Source organism: Novosphingobium mangrovi (genome assembly GCF_022818885.1).
Taxonomy (GTDB): domain Bacteria; phylum Pseudomonadota; class Alphaproteobacteria; order Sphingomonadales; family Sphingomonadaceae; genus Novosphingobium; species Novosphingobium mangrovi.
In genome coordinates this window covers 33236-49883 of the sequence record NZ_JALHAT010000010.1, presented here as the reverse complement: position 1 = coordinate 49883, position 16648 = coordinate 33236, and the positions used below count along the sequence as shown (strand labels likewise).

Genomic DNA, 16648 nt, shown 5'->3' with positions numbered 1-16648 from the left:
CATGTTCTCGGGGTCCATACCGGCACTTGTCACACCGTTTCGCGACGGTGCGTTCGATGAAGCGGCGTTTCGCCGCCTGGTCGACTGGCAGATCGAAAGCGGTTCCTCGGCGCTTGTGCCGTGCGGCACGACGGGTGAGAATTCCACGCTTTCCAACGCCGAGCACCACCGCGTCATCGAAGTCTGCATCGAGCAGGCCGCTGGCCGGGTCCCGGTCATTGCGGGCTGCGGCAGCAACGACACGATGAACGCACTTCTCCACATGAATTTCTCGAAGAAGTGCGGGGCCACCGCGGCCCTCGTCGTCGCGCCCTATTACAACAAGCCGAGCCAGGAAGGCCTCTTCGCGCACTTCGCCTATCTGGCCGAGCATGCCGAACTGCCGATCCTGCTCTACAACGTGCCGGGCCGCACGGTCTCGGACCTCAAGCCCGAGACCGTGTGCGAGCTGGCGCGCCGCTATCCCGGCAAGATCATCGGCATCAAGGATGCAAGCGGCGACCTCAGCCGCGTGACCGATCACCGCATGGGGATCGGCAAGGACTTCTGCATGCTCTCGGGCGACGACGAACTGGCGCTGCCCTTCAACGCGGCGGGCGGTGCGGGCTGCATCTCGGTGACGGCGAACGTGGCGCCGGCCCTGTGCGCCGAGTTCCAGGCGGCCTGTGCGGCCAATGACCTGGCCCGTGCGCGCGAGCTCAACGACAAGCTCTACCCGCTGCACTACGCCATGTTCGAGGACAGCTCGCCGGGGCCGTGCAAGTACGCGCTGGCGCAGGTCCACGACTGGATGGAGAACGAGCTGCGCCTGCCGCTCGTCCCCTGCAACGACACCGCGCGCAAGGCCGTGGACGAAGCGCTGGTTCACGCCGGTCTGCTCTGAGCCTTCCGGCCAGACAGCGATGAATAGAAGAAGGGGGCGGGCCGTAAGGCCGCCCCCCTTTTCGTGGTCAGTCCGCCGGGTTGTGCTTCGCGACGAAGCCGACCACGGCTTTCAGCATGGCCTTGCGGGTTTCGGCGCGTGAGAGCCAGTGATCCTCTTCGTCGAGCACCACGACCTCATAGGGTTTGCCCGCGTCCTTCAGCGCATCGGCCATCTTGCTGCTCTGCTCGAAGGGCACGACCGTATCGTCCTTGCCGTGCACGAGCAGGATCGGGGCGTCGGCATCCTCGGCATGGCGGCGCGGCGAGATTGCGTCGAAATCGTCCCTGTCGCCCAGGTTCTCCCGAAGCGAATTGCGCACCATGTGCGAGCCACCGCTCTCGTAGATGTCAGTGCGGTACATGAGCGCGACGTCCGAGACGCCCGCGACCGAGGCCGCGCAGCGGTAGAGGCCCTGCTGCAGCGTGACCCCCGCGAGCGCCGCATAGCCGCCGTAGCTTGCGCCCACGATGCAGGCCCTTGTGGGATCGACGATTCCCTTTTCGGCCAGCGCTTGCACGCCATCCGAGATGTCTGTCTGCATGGCCCGGCCCCACTCACCATGGCCGGCATTGCGCAGCTGGTTGCCGCGCCCCGTGGAACCTCGGAAGTTGGGCTGGAAGACCGCATAGCCGCGCGAGGCAAAGGCCTGGGCCCACCAGTCGAAGCCGACCTCGTCGCTCGCATGCGGGCCACCGTGAGGCAGGACGACGAGCGGCAAGTCACGTGCCTCGCGCCCCGGAGGCAGGCTGAGCACGCCATCGAGTTCGAGGCCGTCGCCAGCGGTGTATTCGAAGGCCGAAACCGGGCCGACCTGGGAGGTCTCGATAGCGGGGCGGTCGTCGCCGATGGCTTCGGCTCTGCGGCCGGGGACGTCGACCCAGTACCAGGTGCCGCTGTCCGCGTTCCCTTCGGTATGGACAATCACCTGATCGAAGTTCGCCGTCCAGTCCTGAAGGCGTGGATTGCGACCGGGAAAGGCCTTGAAGATCATCGCCAGCTTGGTGTCGAGCTGGGGATCGAACATGACCGTCTTCGGGCTCTCACCCGCTTCGCGGTACCCCATGATCTGTCCGTTGCGCGGATCGGTGTAGAGCCGTTCGAGGTCGATGCCGGGCAAGTATTCGACGGCTTCGCCGCCAGCAAGGGGCACTTCGAACCAGCGGTCGCGGCCTTGTTCGTCGCGTAGCTCATAGACGATGGTGCGCCCGTCCTTGCCAAAGGCAATGAGGTTTGCGCTGTGCGTGGGGTTGTTACCTCGGGCCAGTTCGTCTCCGTGGGCGTTGACGATGTCCCAGTCGCCGTTGCGGGTGTCGGTTTCGAGTGTCGCGGCGACCACGCCCTGACCGTCGACCAGCCAGTCGCGCCAGTGATCTTCGCCGGCGGCATGCGCGACCTGATTCGCCCGGTTGCTCGCCAGGTCCACGGCGTAAAGCGTCGGGCGGCCATGGACAAAATGCGAATCGCCCTTGCGGTTGACGTCCAGTTCAATGCCACCGTAGTAGCCGATGGTCTTGCCATCGACCCGGCGGATGCCATGTGCGCCGCGGGTGGTGTTGGCGATCTTGCGGGTCTTTTTGAAGATAAGGCCGCTGGCGTTCTCGGCATTGAGAGGGACGATGATTGTCCCGGTCATCTCGTACTTGGAGGCCGTGAAATTCATGCCCAGCGACACTGTCGCCGAATTGGTGATGAGGATCGTCTCGTCGTCGGCCCAGGTCAGGCCGCGGAACTTGTTCGTGCCCATTGGCAAGCGCGTGATTGGCTGGATCTGCGAATTGAGAATGAGTAGCCAGAACTGCCCCTCGAAGTAACGGATCGCGGCGGTTCGGGTGCCATCCGGCGATATCGCGAAATCGATAACCGAAGGAAGACTACCGTAGGCCTCGAGCGCAGGCGGTTCGGGCGCAGCGGCGAAGGCAGGAGCGGTGCTCAGGGCAGGTAGAGCCCCGCAAAGAAGGCTGGCGCCCAGCAGGCGTGCCAGATTGCGCCGTGTTCGGCGGCTACTTGCGAGCATACGAAAAAGATATCCCCCTTGGCCGGTCCCCCATGACCGGCAGGGTGAGAATAACCTGCGATTCTGTAAAATCCATAATTAGTTTCAAAGTGTTAATCGATTGCGCATGGGCAGAGAAGCCCTGAGCAGGGCTGCGCACGATGCCCGCCAGGCGAGAGCGCACACCTCCCACAGCCCGTAATTTTCGCAGGCACGTGAGGGGCATGTCCTCCCAAAGTCGGGCTAATCGTTTTCAGCCGTTTCTTTTTGCCGCGCGCATCACTACATGCGCCTTCACCATGGCACGTCCGCAACGCACTACATTCGACAAGACCAAGACCGTCGCCGAAAACCGCCGGGCCCGCTTCGATTACCATATCGAGGAAAAGTTCGAGGCCGGCATCGCGCTGACGGGCACCGAGGTGAAGTCCCTGCGCTTTGGCGAGGGCTCGATCGCCGAATCCTACGCCGAGATCAGCGGCGGGGAATGCTGGCTGATCAACGCCAACGTGCCCGAGTTCAGCCACGGCAACCGGTTCAACCACGAGCCCAAGCGTCCGCGCAAGCTCCTGCTGCACGAGCGCGAGATTGCGCGCCTGCAGGGCGCGGTGGAGCGCAAGGGCATGACCCTCGTGCCGCTCTCGGTCTACTTCAACAGCCGGGGGCGCGCGAAAGTCGAACTCGCGCTCGCCAAGGGCAAGAACGCCGCCGACAAGCGCAACACGGTCAAGGAACGGGACTGGAAGCGCGAACAGGGCCGCTTGCTGCGAGAACACGGATGATCACCGCCTTCGGGCGCCGGGCACGCCGGATTGACCGGGACGTGCCGGCCCAGGATCAGATCGCGGCCACGTGCCGCCCGGACCTGCGCCTCGGTCTTGCGAGTGGTTCGTTCTCGTGAGCCCTGGATCTCTCCTCCACCGGATCTCGGCCGCGCTGCAAAAGCGCATGCCGAGCCGTGAAGACGTGGCGGGGAACAAATGGCTTGCGCCGGTCGCCGGGCGCGCGCTCAGCCCCGAACTTTGGCGCTTTACCCGCCGTTCGGTGCCGCGCGGTGTGGCGCTCGGCCTGTTTGCAGCCTTCATCATCCCGATCGGGCAGATATTCCTGGCCTGCCTGCTGGCCTTTCCGGCCCGCGCGAACGTGGCGGTCGCCGCGCTCCTCACCTTCGTGACCAATCCGCTGACGCTGCCCTTCTGGTTCGTGGTCGCGAACCGGGTCGGGCACTTCTTCCTGAAGCCGGGAAGTGCTGACGAAGTGGTGCAGGCCGCCGCGCAGGGCAGCAGCGTGTGGAACGATGTCAACTGGTTTGCCCATTCCGCAGGCCAGGCCGCGCTCGGCTTCGTGATCCTGGCCATCGTCAGCTCGGCGCTGGGATATCTTGTCGCGGGTTGGGTATGGCGGTACTGGATCGGGCATAAGCAGCGCGAGCGCCGCCTGCGCAAGCCGGGCAAGCGTGGGCGCACGCCGCCGGACATGAGGACGGAACAGGACGAGTGATCTCAGCCGAGGATACGCCGCAGCCTGCAAGCCGCCGCTCCCTGATCGATGTCCTGGTCGTGGTCGGCGCCCTTGCCGCCAGCCTCGCCCTGGTCTGGGTCCTGACCCGCGATCCGGTGCTGAGCGCGGTCTTTGGCGGGGCCATGCTCGTTTTTGCAGGACTGGCCTTCGCGCTGTCCCGGCGCGGTGGCGAAGTCACCAGCCCCGATTTTGCCCAGCCCGACTGGTCGGTCACGGTCGCCGCGATCGAGCGTCCGGACGTGGCTGTCGCGATTACCGACAGGGCTGGGCGGCTGACCTGCGCCAACACCGTCTTCGAGACCCAGTTCGGGGTTGCGAGCGCGCCGCCGATGCTGGCGCTCGATGCGCCCTCGCAGGAGCGGCTCGCCCAGGCGACGCGCATGGCCCTGCGCGATGGACAGGCCACGTGCGATGTCGCGGCCGAGGCCACGGCTGGGCTCGGCGCTCCGCTTTGGACCGCGCAGCTGCGCCGGGCCGGGCGCGGTGACGATTTCCTGATCTGGACCTTTACGCCCCAGTCCGCACCCGATCTTGTCGGGGGCTTCGTGCAGCATCTCGAAGGCGGCCTTGGCCGGGGGCTGGCACGGGCGGGCATCGCCGCGGCGTTGGTCGAGCCAGATGGCACGATCCGCGCGGCCAGTGCGCTCTTTGCGGAACAGGCGGCGGGCGATCCCGAGGCAAGCCTTGTCGGAACCGACTTCATCGAACTTCTCGCCCGTGACGAGAACGATACGATCAGCTGGGCCCGCAGCGAAGGTCATGGCGAGCCTATGGTTCTTTACGCCGTGCCGGTCGCCGATCCCGATACGCCCGATCCGCTCGACGAGACGACGACGCCGTCGTTGATGCTGGCGGTTCCCGCCTCGCAGGGGATCGGCGCGCGCGCCGGGGGCAGCGGGGCTTCGCCGCATCTGGAAGCGCTTCTGGCGCAGCTTCCGCTGGGGCTTGCCATGGCGGATCGCGATGGCCGCCTGCTCTTTGCCAATTCCGCCTTCATGCGGGCTGCTGGCCGTGAGGGCGAGGACGCGCCGACCTATCCCACCGACCTTGTCGTGCGTGAGGACAAGCGGGCACTTTCCGAAGCGATCCGACGCTTTGCGCAAGGCCCCTCCAGCGCGGGCGACATCGCCGTGCGCCTGTCCGCACAGGCCGAGGATCCGGTCTCGCTCAGCCTGGCAGGCGTGCGCGGCCTGGGCGATGCGGCTGTTCTCCTGGGGCTCACCGATACCTCGGAGGAAACGCGCCTCAAGCGCCAGGTCGCACAGGCCACCAAGATGCAGGCCGTGGGCCAGCTGGCGGGCGGTGTCGCCCATGATTTCAATAACGTGCTGACCGCGATTCTGGGCACCTGCGATCTGATGCTGATGCGCCATACTCCGGGCGATTCCGACTACGACGACATCCAGCAGATCCGGGCCAATTCCAACCGCGCGGCCTCGCTGACGCGCCAGCTTCTTGCCTTCTCGCGCCAGCAGACGCTGCGCCCCGAAGTGCTCCAGCTGCCCGACGTGGTGGCCGATGTCGCGCAGATGCTGCGCCGCCTGATCGGTGAGAAGATCGAGCTGGTGGTCAAGCACGACCGCGATCTGGGCCCCGTGCGGGCCGACCCCACGCAGCTGGAGCAGGTGATCGTCAACCTGTGCGTCAATGCGCGCGATGCCATGCAGGGGCGCGGCGACGGCTCGGGCAAGCTCACGCTCTCCACTCGCAAGGTGCTGACAAGCGACGCGCGCACGTCGCGCAGCGAGATCATCCCGGCAGGTGACTACACCGCGCTCATTGTCGAGGACACGGGCGGGGGCATTCCGCCCGAGGTCATCGGCAAGATCTTCGAGCCGTTCTTTACCACCAAGGAGCAGGGCAAGGGCACCGGCCTTGGTCTTTCCACGGTCTATGGTATCGTCAAGCAGTCGGGCGGCTTCATTTTCGCCGAAAGCGAGCCGGGCAAGGGCACGCGCTTTGTGGTCTACCTGCCGGTCTACCATCCCGCGCCGGGCGCGCAGGTGGAAGCTGGCGCGCCCGATGCCCAGGCCCAGGCCGAGGTCGAGCCCAGCCAGTGGGCCGGGGGAGGGCGCATCCTGCTCGTCGAGGATGAGGTGACCGTGCGGATCATCGCCGAGCGCGCGCTGGTGCGCCAGGGCTACGAGGTGACCTGCGCCGAAGATGGCGAAGATGGTCTTGCCAAGGTCGAGGACGTGATCGCGGCAGGGGGCGGTTTCGACCTGGTCGTCTCCGACGTCGTCATGCCGAGCCTTGATGGACCGGGCATGGCGCGCGAGATCCGCGCCATCGTGCCGGGCATGCCGGTGCTGTTCATGTCGGGCTATGCCGAGGAGCAACTGCGCAAGGAAATCGGCCTCGCCAATGCCTGGTTCATGCCCAAGCCGTTTTCGGTGCAGCAACTCTCCGAAAAGGTCGGCGAGGTTCTTGCCCGTACCGCAAAGTAGCGCCGACTCCGCGCGCATCTGTTCGAAACTGTGGAAACGGGCGGTTCGTGCATTCGTGCCGCTGCGGCCATGATGTGCGGGTCTTCAGGACTGGTCTTGGCCTGAGGCACGTGGCGCAAGAAGGTAAAGGCGTGCGGGCGATGATCCGAGGGCGGTGGAGGTGTGTGCCGCCGAAAAGCCACCGTTTCGGAAGGCTTAGGAGCCGTCTTACGAGTGGCCAGAGCGTGCGCGCCGCCGGAATGGGAATGCTGCATGCACCCCGCCGTACGCCCACCGGCAGGCGGTTAAAATTTGTTCAAATGCAGATGTTCCCATCTTGTTCACGTAGAACAAATGGAATACATAGTCCCCGGTGACGTTGACCTTTCCGGTCAGCCCGGTAGCACAGGGGAAGTTTTATGGCTGCTCAGCTCAAGCTGATCCAGGAAGGCAAGGAAAAGGACGCGATGGACCGTCAGAAGGCGCTCGACGCGGCACTCGCACAGATCGACCGTGCGTTTGGCAAGGGCTCGGCTATGAAGCTGGGCTCGAAGGAAACGATGCAGGTCGAGGCGATCTCGACCGGCTCGCTGGGGCTCGACATTGCGCTCGGCATCGGCGGCCTGCCCAAGGGCCGCGTGATCGAGGTGTACGGCCCGGAAAGCTCGGGCAAGACCACGCTCGCGCTGCACGTCATTGCCGAGGCGCAGAAGAACGGCGGCACGGCCGCGTTCGTCGATGCCGAGCATGCGCTCGACCCGGTCTACGCCAAGAAGCTGGGCGTGGACATCGATGAACTGGTCGTCTCGCAGCCGGACACCGGTGAACAGGCGCTGGAGATTACCGACACACTGGTGCGCTCGAACGCGATCGACGTGCTGGTGGTCGACTCGGTCGCCGCGCTCGTTCCCCGTGCGGAAATTGAAGGCGAGATGGGCGATAGCCACGTCGGCCTCCAGGCCCGCCTGATGAGCCAGTCGCTGCGCAAGCTGACCGGCTCGATCAACCGCTCCAAGTGCATGGTGATCTTCATCAACCAGCTGCGCATGAAGATCGGTGTCATGTACGGCAACCCGGAGACGACAACGGGCGGCAACGCGCTCAAGTTCTACGCCTCGGTCCGCCTCGACATTCGTCGCACCGGCCAGATCAAGGATCGTGACGACATCATCGGCAACTCGACCCGCGTAAAGGTGGTGAAGAACAAGGTGGCCCCGCCCTTCAAGCAGGTCGAGTTCGACATCATGTACGGTGAGGGCATCTCCAAGATCGGCGAGATCCTCGATCTGGGCGTGAAGGCGGGTATCGTCGAGAAGTCGGGCTCGTGGTTCAGCTACGACTCGATCCGCATCGGCCAGGGTCGCGAGAACGCCAAGAACTTCCTTAAGGAAAATACGGAAGTCTGTGAGCGTCTCGAAAAGGCGATCCGCGGGCAGCGCGAGGGCCTCTCCGAAGAGATGATGGTCGGCCCTTCGGCAGAAGACGAGGAGTAAGTCTTTCCATGCCTTCGCCGCGAAGCGGTGGGAGGCACGATCGAAACACGAAAAGAGCCCCGACCGGAAGGTCGGGGCTCTTTTCGTTTCGCCGTGATAGGGCGAGACGAAATTCGGGAATGTAGGAGCACGAAAAACAAGAAGGTCTTGATTCAAGGGGCCATCGCCCCTTGACCCCGGAACGGGCGACCTCACCTTTCCCAGCCAGATTAGCGCGAGTGAGGTGAGGGTGGCCGTTCGGGGAACCTGAGGGCGATGGCCCTCGGAACTATTCCTTCAAACCTTGTGGACCTGTCTCAGGAACTTCGATCCAGCAGGTCGAGGAAATTGCGGGCCGCCTCGCGTTCGGCTTCGTCCTTGAAGGCGACGTCAAGGTCGGGGGCCTGTCCGAACATGTGCATGAGCGCCCAGAGCGCGAAGCGGCGCCCGGGGTCTTTTTCCATGCCCAGGTCCACCTTCATCTTTTCCAGTCCGCTCTCGAGCGCGCCGGGGCTGATGGTGGTGGGATCGTCGGTGCCGAAGTAGCGGCGCAATTGGTCGTTGAAATCCATGGCGTGGGCTCGCGTGTCAATCGGTGGAGGTCAAGACCTTTGCGTAGGCCTGCGCGTCGGTGTTGCCGCCCGAGAGGACCACGGCGGTTTGCGGGCCGACTTCGACCTTGCCCGCAAGGACGGCAGCCAGCGCGGCCGCGCCGCCCGGTTCGACGACCAGGCGCAGTTTCTCGAAGGCAAGGCGCTGGGCGCGGCGCACTTCGGCCGGGGTGACGGTCAGCCCGAAGGGGCAGTGCAGCGAAAGTACCGCGAAGTTGATGGGGTGCGTCGCGGGTGTCTGCAGCGCATCGCACGCCGTTGGCGGCGCGTCGGGCCCGACGGACAGGATCTTTCCTGCCGCCAAGCTGCGGCAGACATCGTCCCAGCCCTCGGGTTCAACCGGGACGATGGCCGCGTCCGTGCAGGCAAGCGCGAGGCCGGCGGCAAGGCCACCGCCGCCGCAAGGGGTGACGATCCGGTCGGGCCCGAGCCCGGTCATGTGCCCCATCTGCGCCGCGATCTCGATACCAACCGATCCCTGGCCCTCGATGACCCAGGAATCACCGAAGGGATGGACGAGTGTCGAGCCGCGCTCGGCGCAGAGCCTGCGCGCGACTTCGTCGCGGTCGACGCCGCCGGGGCGGTCGTAGAGCACTACTTCGGCGCCAAGAGCGCGCGTGTTGGCGAGCTTCACGGCGGGGGCATCGGTGGGCATGACGATGGTGGCCGCAATGCCCAGCCTGCGCGCGGCCCAGGCGATCCCCTGCGCGTGATTGCCGCTCGAGACCGCGAGGACCCCGTGTTCGCGCGCCTCGGCGTCAAGGTCGGTCAGCCGGTTCCAGGCGCCCCGGATCTTGAAAGCCCCGATAGGCTGCAGGCACTCGGCCTTGCACCAGATCGTGGTGCCTTCGATTTCGAGGGGGAGAAGGGGTGTCTCGGGCAGGATCTCGGCGACCTTGCGGGCGGCGAGTTCGACGCCTTCGTGCGTCGGATGGCGGAGATGGGGCTCGGTCATGCCCCATCTCATAACCTCAGCGCGTCAGCCGTACCAACTGGTAATAGCGCAAGGGGCCGTCCTGAATGTCACAGGCAAGTCCGTGAGCATGGGCAAGATCACGGGCGACATCGGGTAGTGCATGGCGCGGGCTGACGTGGAACTGCGTGAGCCAGGCACGAAGCGCGCGCCGGGCGGGTTGGGGAAGGCCCGCGGCATCGCCAAAGTCGACAATATGGAGTGAGCCGCCGGGCACGAGACAGGCGGCCGCATGGGCCACGCAGGACTGCCAGTCGGGAATCATCGAGACCGCGTAGGAAAGGACGATCCGGTCGAAGCCCTCCCGTCCAAACAGCGTGACGGGATCGAAAGCGGTCGCATCCCCGAGCGCCAGTTCGCCCTGGCCGCCCATGCGCTTGCGTGCGCTCTTGAGCATCTCGCGCGAGATGTCGAGCCCGAACGGGCGGACACCTGGCCAGGCTTGAGTGATCTGGGCAAGGTTGCGTCCGGTGCCGCAGCCCAGTTCAAGCACGGCCATGCCGGGCTGTGCGTCCAGTTCGCGGATCAGCCGGTCTCGCCCGAACAGGTAGTACTTGCGCGTCAGGTCATAGATCGGGCGCTGCCAGCGGTAGATCGTGTCCATCAGGCGCGCGTGATCGCGGGGCTGGCTGGCCATGGCCCTATCCCTTGCGCACGTAGAGGTGGACCCCACCGTAGATCGAGGAGCGGTCCGCCTCGGTCGCGCGGCGTGATTCGTCTTCGCGGTAGTCCCAGCAGTCGAGAATGGCGTCGGGCACCCGGCCCGGCAGCAGCGAGGGTTCGGCCGCGGTGCGGAAGAGGACGCGTGCGCCCGGCGCAGCGACACGGGTCATCTCGTGCCACAGGTCGGTGAGCTGTGTGTCGCTCATCCAGTCCTGCGCATCGAGGAGGATGAAGCGGTCGAAGGCGCCGTGATCGCTTGCGCGCACGGTCTCGGTGAAATTGGCATGTTCGACCTGCACACGCTCCAGACGGTCGCGCACCGCCTGGATGTTGCCGCGCTGGAGGTAGGGCGGGAGCGGCGCCTCGCAGGTGCGGCCATATCCACGCGAAAAGGCCTGCCAGGCAAAGTAGTTGTCGTTGACCGGAAAGCCGCAGGCGAGCTTTTCAAGGCGCGCGCGCAGGACATCGGCCATGCGCTGCTCACCGCCAAGGGCATCGTACTGGGCTGGCGGAATGCCAAGGCCGAAGAGCGAGGCGGGATGGTTGGTGAGCCAGCGCACGAGACGGCGCTCGAAGACGGGGGCGAAACGCTCGTCGAACAGGCGGCGCTGTTCCTCGACGCTTTCCGCGCCCAGGATCTCGGCCGGATCGAGGCGATAGAGGCGCGCGATCATGTGCGCGGCCCCGATGAACCCGCCGAGCAGGCCCTGCTTGTAGATCCCGCGCGTGAAGGCGCGGATACGGCGGCGCCCGACAAGGTCACGCCCTTCCCAGTAGCGGCGCGTCGTCTCATCGAGGTGCGGGGCGAGCCGCTCACGGTAGATCGCGACATTGCCCGGATGGTCCGCTTCGGCAATGAACCGGCGCAGTTCGGCGTAAGTGGTGAGCTCGCGGATCGCGACGTGCTTCAATTTGTTGAGCGCAACGTGCGCGGTGTTGAGGTCCACCACCGTTACCGAGGCAGGGTTCGCGGTGAGATAGGAGAGCGCGTTGCAGCCCCCGCTTGCAATGGTGAGGATACGGCTGTCGGCATCGAGCGCGAGCGCCTCCATGTCCGCGACCGGGTCCTCCCAGATCTGGGCGTAGACCAGTCCCTTGAAGGCGAGCGCGAAGGCCTTGTCGAGCAACTTGGCGCCCGCGCGGGCTTCGCGGCGGACGACGGCGCCTTCGATCAGGTTGGTTTTCGCGGCGGGAGCGGTGGCGGTCATGCGGGAGGTCACGGGCAGGATGTCCTTTGCCGATGCGAGGGTGGGTCGCGTCTCGTGACCGCTGTGCCGCCTTCGCGTGACCGCGCGATGACGTCTCGGGGACGCTTTATGACACCTGCAAAAGCGCACCTGCATGCACCTTGATGTGCAAATCGGGGAGGGCGCGCAGTTGAGTTGTCACGCAGGACCCTTATATGCGGGCCTTTCCCCGGCTCGCGGCGAAGGAGAATGACAGGTGAGCAAGGTTCTGGTGATCGGCGCAGGTGGCGTCGGCTCGGTCGCGGTCCACAAGATGGCCATGAATCCCGATATCTTCAGCGATATCCATCTTGCGAGCCGCACGGTCTCCAAGTGCGAGGCGATTGCCGAATCGGTCAAGGACCGTACCGGCGTCACGATCAACACGTACGCCATTGACGCCGACGATGTCGCGGCGACCTCGGACCTGATCCGCCAGATCGGCCCCGAACTCGTCGTCAACCTCGCGCTGCCCTACCAGGATCTTGCGATCATGGACGCGTGTCTGGCGACCGGTGTCAACTACATGGACACCGCGAACTACGAGCCCAAGGACGTGGCCAAGTTCGAATACCACTGGCAGTGGGCCTATCAGGACAAGTTCAAGGAAGCTGGCCTCACCGCCCTCCTGGGCTCCGGCTTCGATCCGGGCGTGACCAGCGTTTTTGCGATGTGGCTCAAGAAGCACAAGTTGAAGACCATTCGCACGCTCGACATCCTCGACTGCAACGGCGGCGACCACGGTCAGGCCTTCGCGACCAACTTCAACCCGGAAATCAACATCCGCGAAGTGACCGCGCCCGCGCGTCACTGGGAGAACGGCGAGTTCGTCGAGACCCCGGCGATGGCGAACAAGCAGGCCTTCGATTTCGAACAGGTCGGCCCCAAGAACATGTACATGATGTACCACGAGGAACTGGAAAGCCTCGCCAAGTTCCTGCCCGAGATGGAACGCGGCCGCTTCTGGATGACCTTTGGCGATGAGTACATCAAGCACCTCACCGTGCTGCAGAACGTGGGCATGACTCGCATCGATCCGGTCATCTACAACGGTGTCGAGATCGTGCCGCTGCAGTTCCTCAAGGCCGTGCTGCCCGAGCCCAGCTCGCTCGGCTCGACGACCAAGGGCAAGACCAACATCGGCGACATCGCGACCGGCGAAGCGCTCGACGGTTCGGGTGAGAAGACGTTCTACATCAAGAATATCTGCGATCACGAAGACGCCTTCGAGGAAACCGGCAACCAGGCCGTCTCCTACACCACCGGTGTTCCCGCCATGGTCGGCGCGGCCATGCTGCTGACGGGCAAGTGGAAGGGCGAGGGCGTGTTCAACATGGAGCAGTTCGATCCCGATCCGTTCCTGGAGATGCTGGGCGAGCAGGGCCTGCCCTGGCACGTCGAGGAACTCGCCGAACCTCTGCCGTTCTGATCGCACGCGGCGCGTCGATGGAGTTGGGCGGCACCCGTGTCGAGGTCTGGCAGGGGGACATCACTCAGCTGGCGGTGGATGCCATCGTCAACGCGGCGAATTCCTCCCTGCTGGGCGGTGGGGGCGTCGATGGCGCCATCCACCGCAGTGCGGGGCCCCAGCTCCTGGCCGAATGCCGCGAACTGGGGGGCTGCCCGACCGGCGAGGCGCGGCTGACGGGAGGCTACAAGCTTCCTGCGCGCCACGTCATCCACACCGTCGGGCCGGTATGGCATGGCGGGGAGCAGGGCGAGCCGGAGCTTCTTGCCCGGTGCTACCGCTCCAGCCTTGATCTGGCTCGCAGCGCAAGCTTGCGCACGCTGGCCTTCCCGGCGATCTCGACCGGGGTTTATGGCTATCCCGCTGGGATGGCGGCCGAGGTCGCCGTTGGCGCGATTGCCAATGCAGTCCGGGAACATCCCGGAGCTTTCGACACTATCTTGCTGGTCGGTTTCGACCGGGACGCCACGGCCGTGCTCCGCGCGGCGCTGGCCGCGCTGGAGAACTAGGGAAACATGGAAACCAAAGCCGGTGATCCGGGCGCCTTTGCCCATTTCGATCTGTCGCGCGTCGACAGCCCTGCCTTCGTTGTCGATGCGGCCAAGCTGCGTGCAAACCTGCAGATCCTGCAGGACGTGGGTGAGCGTTCGGGGGCCAAGGTGCTGTCGGCGCTGAAGGCGTTCTCGATGTGGTCGACCGCACCGATCATCGGGGAATACCTCGATGGCGTATGCACCTCGGGGCTGTGGGAAGCGCGTCTGGCGAGCGAGTTCTACGACGGCGAGATCGCGACCTACTGCGCGGCTTACAAGCCCGATGAACTGGACGAGATCCTGCGCCTCTCGGACCACGTCATCTTCAATTCGCCCCAGCAGATCGTGCGCTGCTCGGCGATTATCGAGAACGCCCGGGCGCGCGGCGAGACCTTCGACATCGGCCTTCGCATCAACCCGATGCAGCCCGAGGGCGAGGTCGCCAAGTACGATCCCAGCGCGCCGCATTCGCGGCTGGGCTTCCCCATCGACCAGCTCAGCGAAGAGCATGTTGAGCTTGTCGACGGCATCCACTTCCACAACTTGTGCGAGCAGGGCTTCGGCCCACTCGACCGCACCTGGGACAAGGTGTTCGACTACCTCGAACCCTTCTTCGGCCAGCTCAAGTGGATCAACGTGGGCGGTGGCCACCACATCACCCGCGCCGATTACGAGCGCGAGGAACTGATCACCTTCCTCTCCGACATGGCCGAGGACACCGGCGCGGAAATCTACATCGAACCGGGCGAGGCCGTGGCGCTCGATGCGGGCATTCTGGTCGGAACCGTGCTCGACACGGGCTGGAACGGCATGCCGGTCGCCATTGTCGACATCTCGGCGACCTGCCACATGCCCGACGTGATCGAGGCGCCTTACCGCCCCGCCATGTTGGGCGAGATCCCGGCGGCCGATCACGGCATGGTCGATGAAGGCGAGGGCGGGGCGATCCGCCTCGGCGGTCCTTCGTGCCTCGCGGGCGATGTCATCGGCGACTACCGCTTCGCCAAGGACCCGCAGCCCGGCACGCGCTTCGCGTTCCTCGACCAGGCGCACTATTCGATGGTCAAGACCACGACCTTCAACGGGGTCACGCTGCCCTCGATCTGGCTGTGGGATTCGGAGACCGATGCGCTTGAGTGCATCCGCCGCTTTGACTACGAGGATTTCCGTAACCGGCTGAGCTGAGCTTTGGTTGAAACGCACGCCAAGGCCTGTTAGGCGCGCGCCCCTCAGCTGGTCCCGGACAGGGGCCGGGTGGGCACGTGCCACGCGAATCGTGCGGAGCGACTCGTTAAGTTCTGCGTTTGAAACGGCTGATAGAGTCGGTTCGAGGCGCATGTGAGAGCGGCGCCGCGCGGATCGATGGTCTGCAACATCGTGTTGTTACGGAAAGGAAAAATTTGGCTGATTGGCAAGCTCTCGTACGTGTGAACCGACATTTGTGACGGTTTCGTGAAATCTTTGGTTTTTCACTTGCGATTCAGCGCATCAGTCTTATATCCCGCCCCTCGCTGCCCCATGGGGACTTCCAAACCGCAAGGCAGCTTTGTCGCTAACAATTTCGCTGGGGGTCCCTTGAATTGCTCCAACATCTCGACGCACCGGCCGTAGCGCGCGAAATCGCGCCTGACGAACCCGTTATCCTGAACCGCCCGCACGCTGCAGCGCGCGCGGCCCGATTCTTCTCTACGAAGTTTCCGGGCAAGTCGCTCTATGCGGTAAAGGCCAATCCCTCGCCCGATCTGATCCAGATCCTGTGGGACAACGGGATTACGCATTACGATGTGGCCTCCATCACCGAAGTGCGCATGGTCCGCGCGACGCTTCCCGAAGCGACGCTGTGCTTCATGCACCCGGTGAAGACGGCGAGCGCGATCCGCGAGGCCTATTTCAAGCACGGCGTGCGCACCTTCAGCCTGGACACCCAGGAAGAGGTCGACAAGATCGTGGCCGCGACCACCGACGAGAACGGTGTGCGCGCCAAGGATCTGCGCCTGTGCGTGCGTCTGCGTGTCTCCTCGGAATATTCCGAGCTTAGCCTCGCCTCCAAGTTCGGTGTCGACCTTGTCGATGCGGGCCAGCTGCTCCAGTCGACCCGTCAGGTCGCGGACTGGCTGGGCGTGTGCTTCCACGTTGGCAGCCAGGCCATGACGCCGTTTGCCTACGTTCAGGCGCTGGAGCGTGCGCGCGCGGCGATTGCCGATGCCGGTGTCGTGATCGACATGATCGACGTGGGCGGGGGCTTCCCCTCCAGCTACCCGGGCATGGAACCGCCGCCGCTCGAAGACTACTTCGCGATCATCCATCGCCACTTCGAGGCGATGCCGATTGCCTACAACGCGGAGCTGTGGTGCGAACCCGGCCGCGCGCTGTCGGCCGAGTACAACTCGCTGATCGTGAAGGTCGAGAAGCGCCGCGGGGAAGAGCTGTACATCAATGACGGGGCCTACGGCGCGCTCTATGATGCGGCGCATGTGGCCTGGCGTTTCCCGGTCCGCCACATCCCGCGCGATGTCGACAACGACAACGCGGCGATGGACGCGGCCGAGCTGGAAGCCTTCTCGTTCTACGGCCCGACCTGCGACGATGCGGATTTCATGGAAGGTCCCTTCATGCTGCCGCCGGGCATCAAGGCGGGCGACTGGATCGAGGTCGGCATGCTCGGCGCTTATGGAGCGGCGATGAAGACCGCGTTCAACGGCTTTGGCGGCGCGGAAGTCGTCATTGTCGAGGATGAGCCGATGGCCAGCCTCTACACCGGCGAGCGTGCGGATCCGCGCGTGTCGGACAACGTGGTCTCGCTGCGCTGAGGCGTCGCTCTCGAACGGAATGAAAAA

General features: G+C 65.0%; 15 protein-coding genes. 10 read left to right on the top strand and 5 right to left on the bottom strand.

Translation table 11 applies throughout. The features are described from left to right. Position 1: 1 nt before the first annotated feature. The gene (dapA, locus tag MTR65_RS08045) at positions 2 to 883 is read left to right on the top strand and encodes a 4-hydroxy-tetrahydrodipicolinate synthase (protein WP_148628043.1); all 882 of its coding nucleotides are present in this window, start codon (positions 2 to 4) and stop codon (positions 881 to 883) included. A gap of 67 nt (positions 884 to 950) precedes the next feature. On the opposite strand, the gene MTR65_RS08040 is transcribed toward dapA, so the two are convergent. Continuing rightward, positions 951 to 2939 (bottom strand): S9 family peptidase, encoded by a 1989-nt coding sequence (locus MTR65_RS08040; protein ID WP_243798937.1) that lies wholly within the window; start codon positions 2937 to 2939, stop codon positions 951 to 953. Positions 2940 to 3217: 278 nt separating this feature from the next. Between MTR65_RS08040 and smpB the strand changes: the two genes are divergently transcribed. From smpB to recA, 5 genes are all read left to right on the top strand, one after another. Continuing rightward, entirely contained in the window at positions 3218 to 3700 is a 483-nt protein-coding gene (smpB, locus tag MTR65_RS08035) for an SsrA-binding protein SmpB (protein ID WP_226637143.1), read from the top strand. Continuing rightward, positions 3697 to 3819, top strand: a complete 123-nt coding sequence (locus MTR65_RS20170; RefSeq protein WP_268739312.1) for a hypothetical protein — start codon at positions 3697 to 3699, stop codon at positions 3817 to 3819. The genes smpB and MTR65_RS20170 overlap by 4 nt, the downstream gene beginning before the upstream one ends. Continuing rightward, on the top strand, positions 3816 to 4418 hold the full coding sequence (locus MTR65_RS08030) for a DUF2062 domain-containing protein (protein WP_327194325.1): 603 nt from the start codon (positions 3816 to 3818) through the stop codon (positions 4416 to 4418). The genes MTR65_RS20170 and MTR65_RS08030 overlap by 4 nt, the downstream gene beginning before the upstream one ends. Further along, on the top strand, positions 4415 to 6886 hold the full coding sequence (locus tag MTR65_RS08025) for a hybrid sensor histidine kinase/response regulator (RefSeq protein ID WP_243798934.1): 2472 nt from the start codon (positions 4415 to 4417) through the stop codon (positions 6884 to 6886). The genes MTR65_RS08030 and MTR65_RS08025 overlap by 4 nt, the downstream gene beginning before the upstream one ends. A gap of 398 nt (positions 6887 to 7284) precedes the next feature. Continuing rightward, a complete protein-coding gene (gene recA / locus MTR65_RS08020; RefSeq protein ID WP_148628041.1) occupies positions 7285 to 8358 on the top strand; it encodes a recombinase RecA in 1074 nt (357 codons plus the stop codon). A 296-nt stretch (positions 8359 to 8654) separates the two neighbouring features. On the opposite strand, the gene MTR65_RS08015 is transcribed toward recA, so the two are convergent. Genes MTR65_RS08015 through MTR65_RS08000 form a run of 4 tightly spaced genes read right to left on the bottom strand, consistent with a single transcriptional unit; the run spans position 8655 to position 11792 of the window. After that, positions 8655 to 8909 carry a hypothetical protein gene (locus tag MTR65_RS08015; protein WP_213502332.1) on the bottom strand — a complete coding sequence of 85 codons (255 nt, stop codon included), beginning with the start codon at positions 8907 to 8909 and terminating at the stop codon, positions 8655 to 8657. A gap of 16 nt (positions 8910 to 8925) precedes the next feature. Continuing rightward, positions 8926 to 9903, bottom strand: coding sequence for a threonine ammonia-lyase (locus MTR65_RS08010; RefSeq protein WP_243798932.1), 978 nt, complete (start codon positions 9901 to 9903; stop codon positions 8926 to 8928). 16 nt (positions 9904 to 9919) lie between these two features. Further along, a complete protein-coding gene (locus MTR65_RS08005) occupies positions 9920 to 10558 on the bottom strand; it encodes a class I SAM-dependent methyltransferase (protein WP_243798930.1) in 639 nt (212 codons plus the stop codon). Positions 10559 to 10562: 4 nt separating this feature from the next. After that, positions 10563 to 11792 carry a BtaA family protein gene (locus MTR65_RS08000; RefSeq protein WP_243799151.1) on the bottom strand — a complete coding sequence of 410 codons (1230 nt, stop codon included), beginning with the start codon at positions 11790 to 11792 and terminating at the stop codon, positions 10563 to 10565. A gap of 235 nt (positions 11793 to 12027) precedes the next feature. Between MTR65_RS08000 and MTR65_RS07995 the strand changes: the two genes are divergently transcribed. From MTR65_RS07995 to MTR65_RS07980, 4 genes are all read left to right on the top strand, one after another. Continuing rightward, a complete protein-coding gene (locus tag MTR65_RS07995) occupies positions 12028 to 13239 on the top strand; it encodes a saccharopine dehydrogenase family protein (protein WP_243798927.1) in 1212 nt (403 codons plus the stop codon). Between the two features lie 17 nt (positions 13240 to 13256). Beyond that, positions 13257 to 13787 carry an O-acetyl-ADP-ribose deacetylase gene (locus MTR65_RS07990; RefSeq protein ID WP_243798925.1) on the top strand — a complete coding sequence of 177 codons (531 nt, stop codon included), beginning with the start codon at positions 13257 to 13259 and terminating at the stop codon, positions 13785 to 13787. A gap of 6 nt (positions 13788 to 13793) precedes the next feature. Continuing rightward, positions 13794 to 14996: a carboxynorspermidine decarboxylase gene (locus MTR65_RS07985; protein ID WP_243798922.1), complete on the top strand. Its 1203-nt coding sequence runs from the start codon at positions 13794 to 13796 to the stop codon at positions 14994 to 14996. 395 nt (positions 14997 to 15391) lie between these two features. Beyond that, positions 15392 to 16621: a type III PLP-dependent enzyme gene (locus MTR65_RS07980; RefSeq protein ID WP_243798919.1), complete on the top strand. Its 1230-nt coding sequence runs from the start codon at positions 15392 to 15394 to the stop codon at positions 16619 to 16621. Positions 16622 to 16648: the final 27 nt, after the last annotated feature.

Excerpts from the sequence above, each read along its gene's own strand:
- dapA (WP_148628043.1), top strand. The coding sequence starts at position 2 with ATGTTCTCGGGGTCCATACCGGCACTTGTCACACCGTTTCGCGACGGT.
- MTR65_RS08040 (WP_243798937.1), bottom strand. The coding sequence starts at position 2,939 with ATGCTCGCAAGTAGCCGCCGAACACGGCGCAATCTGGCACGCCTGCTG.
- smpB (WP_226637143.1), top strand. The coding sequence starts at position 3,218 with ATGGCACGTCCGCAACGCACTACATTCGACAAGACCAAGACCGTCGCC.
- MTR65_RS20170 (WP_268739312.1), top strand. The coding sequence starts at position 3,697 with ATGATCACCGCCTTCGGGCGCCGGGCACGCCGGATTGACCGGGACGTG.
- recA (WP_148628041.1), top strand. The coding sequence starts at position 7,285 with ATGGCTGCTCAGCTCAAGCTGATCCAGGAAGGCAAGGAAAAGGACGCG.
- MTR65_RS08015 (WP_213502332.1), bottom strand. The coding sequence starts at position 8,909 with ATGGATTTCAACGACCAATTGCGCCGCTACTTCGGCACCGACGATCCC.
- MTR65_RS08010 (WP_243798932.1), bottom strand. The coding sequence starts at position 9,903 with ATGACCGAGCCCCATCTCCGCCATCCGACGCACGAAGGCGTCGAACTC.
- MTR65_RS08005 (WP_243798930.1), bottom strand. The coding sequence starts at position 10,558 with ATGGCCAGCCAGCCCCGCGATCACGCGCGCCTGATGGACACGATCTAC.
- MTR65_RS08000 (WP_243799151.1), bottom strand. The coding sequence starts at position 11,792 with ATGACCGCCACCGCTCCCGCCGCGAAAACCAACCTGATCGAAGGCGCC.
- MTR65_RS07990 (WP_243798925.1), top strand. The coding sequence starts at position 13,257 with ATGGAGTTGGGCGGCACCCGTGTCGAGGTCTGGCAGGGGGACATCACT.
- MTR65_RS07985 (WP_243798922.1), top strand. The coding sequence starts at position 13,794 with ATGGAAACCAAAGCCGGTGATCCGGGCGCCTTTGCCCATTTCGATCTG.